Below are 6,599 nucleotides of genomic sequence, written 5' to 3'. Positions count from 1 at the left end.
ACGCCAATGGCAACATTACTTGATGGTAAACGGGTCTGGGCAGAAAAAAATCTGAACCAGATTTAATCTGACAGACACCTGTATAAATAACCGGTAACTGTCAGATCAGGTCTGAGCTAGTACACTTAATGTGCCAGAAAATTTTATCTGCATACAGTTCGTATGCTTCTTTCTGTTCTTTCAGCCAATCATGCTTGTTGTACACCGCCATCACACCGCCAAGTTCGTGGCCTAGCATTTTCTCAGTGACGTGCGGCGCGACTCCTTCCTCTGATAATCTGGTTGATAGAGAGCGCCTGAAATCGTGCGCCCTCCAGTACCCCAAATCCATGCCCTCGCGCAAACGGACAATAAACCGGTTTGCGGCAGCGATAGTCATGGGTTCAGAAAGCCGCTGACCGGGGAAAAGGACATCCCCGTAGGCATCCATAAGCCTCTCCAGCATCGGTTTTATCTGGTCGAATATGGGACGTCTGATGGCGCTTTTTGCCTTGCTCCTTTCACCGGGAATCGTCCATATCAAATCTTCCATATTGAACTCTCTGGATGCAGACTCTCGCAACTCGGTGTTGCGGCATCCCCATAACATAGACATTTGATGAAGTAGCTTGTTTGGCGTTGTAGCTCGGCTTTGTTCTATCGAGATCCATATTTTCGCCAACTCCGTGTAAGTGAAAACCCTCTCCCCGCGATCTGACCGCGTTCCGATATCTTTCGGACTGATTTTCATCAGCGACGAACCGTTTATCAGTTGCCTGCGGATACACCAATTTATTGCTGATTTCGTTTGGACAAAGAGGGTTCTGGCTCGTTTGCTGTTTATCCTCTCCTGCTCGGTGAAGTAGTCCATCCACTCACGCACGTTGATTGTATCTATCGGTCTACCGGGGAATTCATCGCGGATAATCCTTACCGCTACAGCCTCATACAGCGCTGCTGTCTTGGGACGTAACTGCGTGTGTACATAATCCTGACGCCAGCAATCAATGCATTCTGATAGAGTAAGCTCTTGCGTGGCTCCGTCCGGTGAGAAATGATTACGCGGATCTTCTCCTCTGTCATACATTAGCCTGAGTTCTCCGACGAGTACGCGAGCGTCCTTTAGTGGCATCGCGGGGTACTTGCCGATTGTTAGGCGCTGTGGTTGACCGTTCCATCGGTAGCGAAACTGAAAGGCGATGGAGCCTTTTGGTGATACCCTAGCAGATAGGCCATCACCATCGGTTAACTCTGTACGCGAGTCCTGATATTTTCCAAGTAGTGACCGTAGTTTTGTGTCGCTGAGGGCCATGATAGTATTGTGTACACTAGTTAAATTGGAATGTGTACCAATTATGTACACAAATGCCATCGGACTAGCAAATGCAATTTAATGAATTGCAGTACAGCCTAAGACAAACAAAGACAGACAATCACTTTAACGCACTGGTTTTAATAGATAAAATTAAGCACGAGAGCGATTAATAAGACAATGAGCGACACATCAATACAGCCAACGTACTTTATCCATGATTATGAAACCTTCGGTAAACACCCTGCCCGCGATCGCCCGGCGCAGTTTGCTGGTGTGCGTACCGATATGGACTTCAATATCATTGGTGAGCCTCTGGTGATCTACTGCCAGCCCACGGATGACTACCTGCCCGAACCGGAAGCGGTGCTCATCACTGGCATTACGCCGCAAATCGCGCAAGCCAAAGGGGTTTGCGAAGCGGAATTTGCGCGCCAGATTCATGCTGCTTTCAGCGTGCCGAACACCTGCATCATGGGTTACAACAATATTCGCTTCGACGATGAGGTGAGCCGCAACATTTTCTACCGCAATTTCTACGATCCCTATGCGTACAGCTGGCAGCACGGAAATTCTCGCTGGGATTTGCTGGATGCGCTGCGCGCCTGCTACGCCTTGCGCCCGGACGGTATCGAGTGGCCGTTGAATGATGATGGTTTGCCCAGTTTTCGTCTGGAGCACCTGACACAGGCCAATGGCGTAGCACATGAACACGCCCACGATGCCATGTCCGATGTGTATGCCACCATTGCCATGGCGAAGTTGTTTAAGCAAGCTCAGCCGAAACTGTTCCAGTATCTGTTTGCGCTACGTAATAAAAACAAGGTCAGCCAGCTTATCGATATTCCTCAAATGAAGCCCCTGGTGCATGTCAGCGGGATGTTTGGCGCGGCGCGTGGCAATACCAGTTGGGTGGTACCGCTGGCCTGGCACCCGGAAAATCGCAATGCGGTCATCCTGTGCGATCTGGCCGGAGATATCACCCCGCTGCTTGAGCTGGATGCTGATGCGCTCCGTGAACGGCTCTATACCCCGCGTGAGCGTCTGGCACCTGAGCAAAGCCCGGCCCCCGTCAAACTGGTGCATATCAATAAATGCCCGGTGCTGGCCCCCACCAACACGCTGCGCCCAGAAGATGCTGCTCGACTGGGGATCGATCGCCAGCGTTGTCTCGATAACCTGTCGGTGCTACGTCAACGCAGCGATCTTCGCGAAAAAGTGGTTGCGCTCTATGCCGATGCGCCGCCCTTCACGCCGGACAGTGACGTGGATATGCGGTTATATGATGGCTTTTTTGGCGATGCCGACCGGGCTGCCATGGACATTATTCAGCAAACGGCAGCAAAGAACCTGCCTGCGTTGGATCTGTCATTTAATGACAATCGCATCGCGCACTTATTATTCCGTTATCGCGCCAGAAACTTTCCCGGGACATTGGATGATAGTGAGCAACAGCGTTGGTTACAGCACCGTAAAGCGGTATTCACGCCCGAGCGTCTTCAAGACTATGTATCTAATTTTAAAGAACTTTATGCTCAGCACGAAGACGACAAGCGTAAAGCCGAGTTACTAAAAGCCCTGTTTGTCTATACACAGACCTTGGTCAGCTGATTTTTTACGGTGTTAAAGACAAAAAAGCCGGTTCACATCGTGAACCGGCCCAAGGTCGAACAGTGCTGTTACCCGCTATACCCTCACAGCACCTCTTCGCTGCACTGCGGTACCGGCTCACGGAAAGTGCGTGTCACAAACGCCAGGTAGATCAGGCCAATAGATGCCCAGATCAGCCCCAACGTCATGGAGCTTTTCTCCAGATTGAGCCACAGCGCACCCACCGCCAATGCGCCTAACAGCGGCAACACCAGATAGTGGAAGGTGTCTTTCAGCGTGCGGTTACGGCCTTCACGCAGATAGAACTGCGAAATCACCGACAGGTTAACAAAGGTAAATGCCACCAGCGCACCAAAGTTAATCAACGCCGTTGCCACTTCCAGATCGAATGAAACCGCAGAGAGAGCCACCACACCGACCAGCAGTACGTTCAGCGACGGCGTGCGCCATTGCGGGTGGATATAGCCGAAGAAGCGTTCTGGGAACACGCCGTCACGTCCCATGACATACATCAGGCGAGACACCCCCGCATGCGCGGCCATACCGGAAGCCAGTACGGTAACACAGGAGAACACCAGGATAATTGATTGGAAGAATTTCCCTGCCACATACAGCATGATTTCTGGCTGGGAAGATTCTGGCGAATCGAATCGGGCAACGTCTGGGAAATAGAGTTGCAGGAAATAAGACACCACGATAAAGATCACACCGCCAATCAGTACGGTCAGGAATATCGCTTTCGGGATCACGCGTCCGGCATCCGGGGTCTCTTCTGACAACGAACTGATGCCATCAAAGCCCAGGAAAGAGAAGCACAGTATGGTCGCGCCGGTAATCATCGGCACAACGTGCGCATTCTCGGACCAGAACGGTCGCGTACTCACCAGCGTACCTGCGCCTTCATCTTGTGAGACACCGTGAATCAACAGGCCCAGGAACACCGCCATGATCGCCACCTGCACCACCACGATAATCGAGTTCAGGTTGGCAACAATGTTGATACCGCGCAGGTTGAACAGCGTCATCAGTGCGACCAACCCTGCCACGAAAATCCAGGCTGGTACCCCGGGGAAAATCGCTTCCAGATAGGTTCTCGCCAGCAGAATATTGATCATCGGCATAAACAGATAATCGAGCAACGAAGACCAGCCAACCATAAAGCCGACGTGCGGACTGATCGCCTTTTGCGCGTAAGTGTAGGCTGAGCCTGCGGAAGGAAAACGGCGCACCAGTTTGCCGTAGCTGACAGCAGTAAACAGGATACCAATCAGTGCAAAACCATAGGCGGTGGCGACATGGCCATCCGTCAAATTGGTCACGATGCCGAAAGTATCATAAATGGTCATTGGCTGCATGTACGCGAGCCCCATCATGACCACCTGCCACAGCGTCAGGGTTTTTCTTAACTGAGCACGTTGCGAAGCCGGAGCGGCACTGTTAACAGACATGATAAACCTCTCCTATTCCCACAACAGACAACGCTGGACCGACAAACGCCGGTGCCCTATTGAGAAATTGCCCCATTTTCCTTTCCTCATCGTGGCCGTTTGGCACACAGAATACTGATTATCTATCCGGATCGATGTCCGGCCTCTTGGTTGAAAACACAGATGTTGCGTCATGTATTGATGCAAAAAATAACCGACGCTATTGAAGCGTCGGCTATTTACAGGGCGCGTATAATGCCTTAATCGGGATGTTCTGGCAAGCTATAGTGTTATTCTTAATGACATTAGGTGGTATTCTCGCCGACCTAAATGTAAAAAAATATTATTCTACCAAGCACCGTCCGGAATCAATCCTGAAAACGCTTTCTTTTCTGGATTTGCAAGCGCTCCAATTCATAGATCACCTGCTGCAAATCGCGCTCCTGGGAGGCCGAAAGCGCCGGGAATTTAAAGCTCAGCCGCTTCATCACTTTCACTTCGCCTCTGCTGTCAACGACCTTACTGTCAGCCTGCCCCACCAGTTGCATATCGACGCAGAAGAAGCAGTATTCATCCAGATCCATCTCAACATTTTCCAGAATGTCGCCCGGAGACATCACGTCGCTCATGTCACGTTCGGTAAACAGCCCTAAACCACCGAGGGAAATATCTTTGATTTCAAACTGAAACGGCGTCTTATCCACCAGCTCACCGCGACACAGCAGCGGTGGCCACACTGGCGTAGTAATACGAAAATAGTTTCTGCGCTGTATGTAGAAGAGTTCCGGTGGAACCTGGGCCGTGAACGCCGGTAAACCTTGAAAATTAACAGTGCGGGCAATACTGGATTTGAATTCTACTTTTGCGCCCGCCGGCTCAGCCACGAAAGCAAGATCGCCCGCGTACAACGCGCGACTGTTTTCGGTTTCCACACCACCGAGGTCGAAAACAAAGAGGTTATCATCTGGCAATACATCCAGAATCTTGCTGATAAATTGCCCGCGCGCATGATTGGCCATCACAGTAATATCATTTTTTTGCAAGTCGCGTAACGTCGCGCAGATAGCCAGTTTATTGCACTTAACAAACTGTTCTTTGGAATTCTGTTCCACCACACCTATCACCATCATGAAATGAATGGTCTATGCACATCTGCAGCCAATCGCATGAAAAAAACATCACATCAGTATCGGCAACGGATTATTAAACTTTAGCTCAGCCGTAGCGACCCTATCATTGCATGGCGTGCGGGACATGATGCTGAACCTCTTAACGTTACGGTGTGGAGAGACCTGGCGTCAAGCCAATACGTATCAGGCATTCAGACCAACATGGTATTCAGCAACACAAGCGCCAATGACACACTCAAAGCACCTCCAACGCGGGTAGCAACTTGTGCGAAAGGCATTAATGCCATCCGCTCTCCCGCACTCAAAATGGCGACATCCCCCGTTCCTCCCTGCCCACTCTGACAACAAGAAATAATGGCAACATCGATAGGATGCATGCCGATCTTTTTGCCCACCAGAAAGCCAGTCATCACCAATGACAGCACGGTGGAAACAATCACCAGCAGATTCGCTAATGTCAGGGCCTCTTCCAACGCTTGCCAGGATGTCATCGCAACCCCTACCGCAAACAGAATCGGGTAGGTCACCGCCGTCTGAAAGAATTTATACACCACCTGCGAGCCTGCCAGCAGTGAGGGTGAAATCCCGTTTATCAGTTTCAGCGCGATCGCCAGAAACAGCATACCAACCGGAGCGGGCAACCCGCAGACTCGGTATATTTCCACCCCCACCATGTAGAGCAGCATGGCGAGTAGCGCTCCCGCAGCGATAGACGCTAACTCGGGCTTCGCGCTGCCCGCACCGGGCTGCACAGACAAGGCGGGCGTGCTGTTGCTGAGGTTCATGTTGTCAGACATCAACGCCCCCTCTCCGGTCAGATGTGGAAAGCGCTTGCCGAGTTGATTCAATATTCCCGCCAGGATAATGGCGGTGAGGCTCCCCAGCATCACAATGGGCAACATATGACCCAGTGCTTCGGCCTGATCCTGATTCAGATGCGTAAGAATCCTTGAATCAAGGTATTGCGGTTCATGTTGAGCGTACTGCCCACAATGATGCAGCATATATAGAGATATAGAACCGTCATTCCGCACCTGATTTTTCTTTTTTCGGGACTTGACGGTATTCTGAAGTTCTGAATTTATTACTGCTTTTTGCAGACCAATCAGCATGAGTACTCCCCACGTTACCATCCGTAAC

4 protein-coding genes and 1 pseudogene are annotated in these 6,599 nt (G+C 51.0%); 1 reads left to right on the top strand and 4 read right to left on the bottom strand.

All coding sequences use genetic code 11. The annotated features are described in order from the left end of the window. Positions 1–100: 100 nt before the first annotated feature. The gene (locus ACTBDZ_RS13670) at positions 101–1,291 is read right to left on the bottom strand and encodes a tyrosine-type recombinase/integrase (protein WP_438815727.1); all 1,191 of its coding nucleotides are present in this window, start codon (positions 1,289–1,291) and stop codon (positions 101–103) included. A gap of 180 nt (positions 1,292–1,471) precedes the next feature. On the opposite strand from ACTBDZ_RS13670, the gene sbcB reads away from it, so the two are divergent. Then, positions 1,472–2,902 carry an exodeoxyribonuclease I gene (gene sbcB / locus ACTBDZ_RS13665; RefSeq protein WP_438815726.1) on the top strand — a complete coding sequence of 477 codons (1,431 nt, stop codon included), beginning with the start codon at positions 1,472–1,474 and terminating at the stop codon, positions 2,900–2,902. An 83-nt stretch (positions 2,903–2,985) separates the two neighbouring features. Here the strand turns inward: sbcB and ACTBDZ_RS13660 are convergent, their stop codons facing one another. From ACTBDZ_RS13660 to ACTBDZ_RS13650, 3 genes and pseudogenes are all read right to left on the bottom strand, one after another. Further along, complete coding sequence (locus ACTBDZ_RS13660; protein ID WP_438815725.1) at positions 2,986–4,350, bottom strand: APC family permease; 1,365 nt, start codon at positions 4,348–4,350, stop codon at positions 2,986–2,988. Positions 4,351–4,697: 347 nt separating this feature from the next. Continuing rightward, complete coding sequence (locus tag ACTBDZ_RS13655; RefSeq protein WP_438815728.1) at positions 4,698–5,456, bottom strand: flagellar brake protein; 759 nt, start codon at positions 5,454–5,456, stop codon at positions 4,698–4,700. A gap of 194 nt (positions 5,457–5,650) precedes the next feature. Further along, positions 5,651–6,480 (bottom strand): annotated as a pseudogene (locus ACTBDZ_RS13650) (2-hydroxycarboxylate transporter family protein); the annotation flags it as partial. Between the last annotated feature and the right edge of the window lie 119 nt (positions 6,481–6,599).

This window comes from Symbiopectobacterium sp. (assembly GCF_051710365.1).
Classification (GTDB): domain Bacteria; phylum Pseudomonadota; class Gammaproteobacteria; order Enterobacterales; family Enterobacteriaceae; genus Symbiopectobacterium.
The sequence above is the reverse complement of the archived record's forward strand: the minus strand, read 5'-3'. Positions and strand labels throughout refer to the sequence as shown.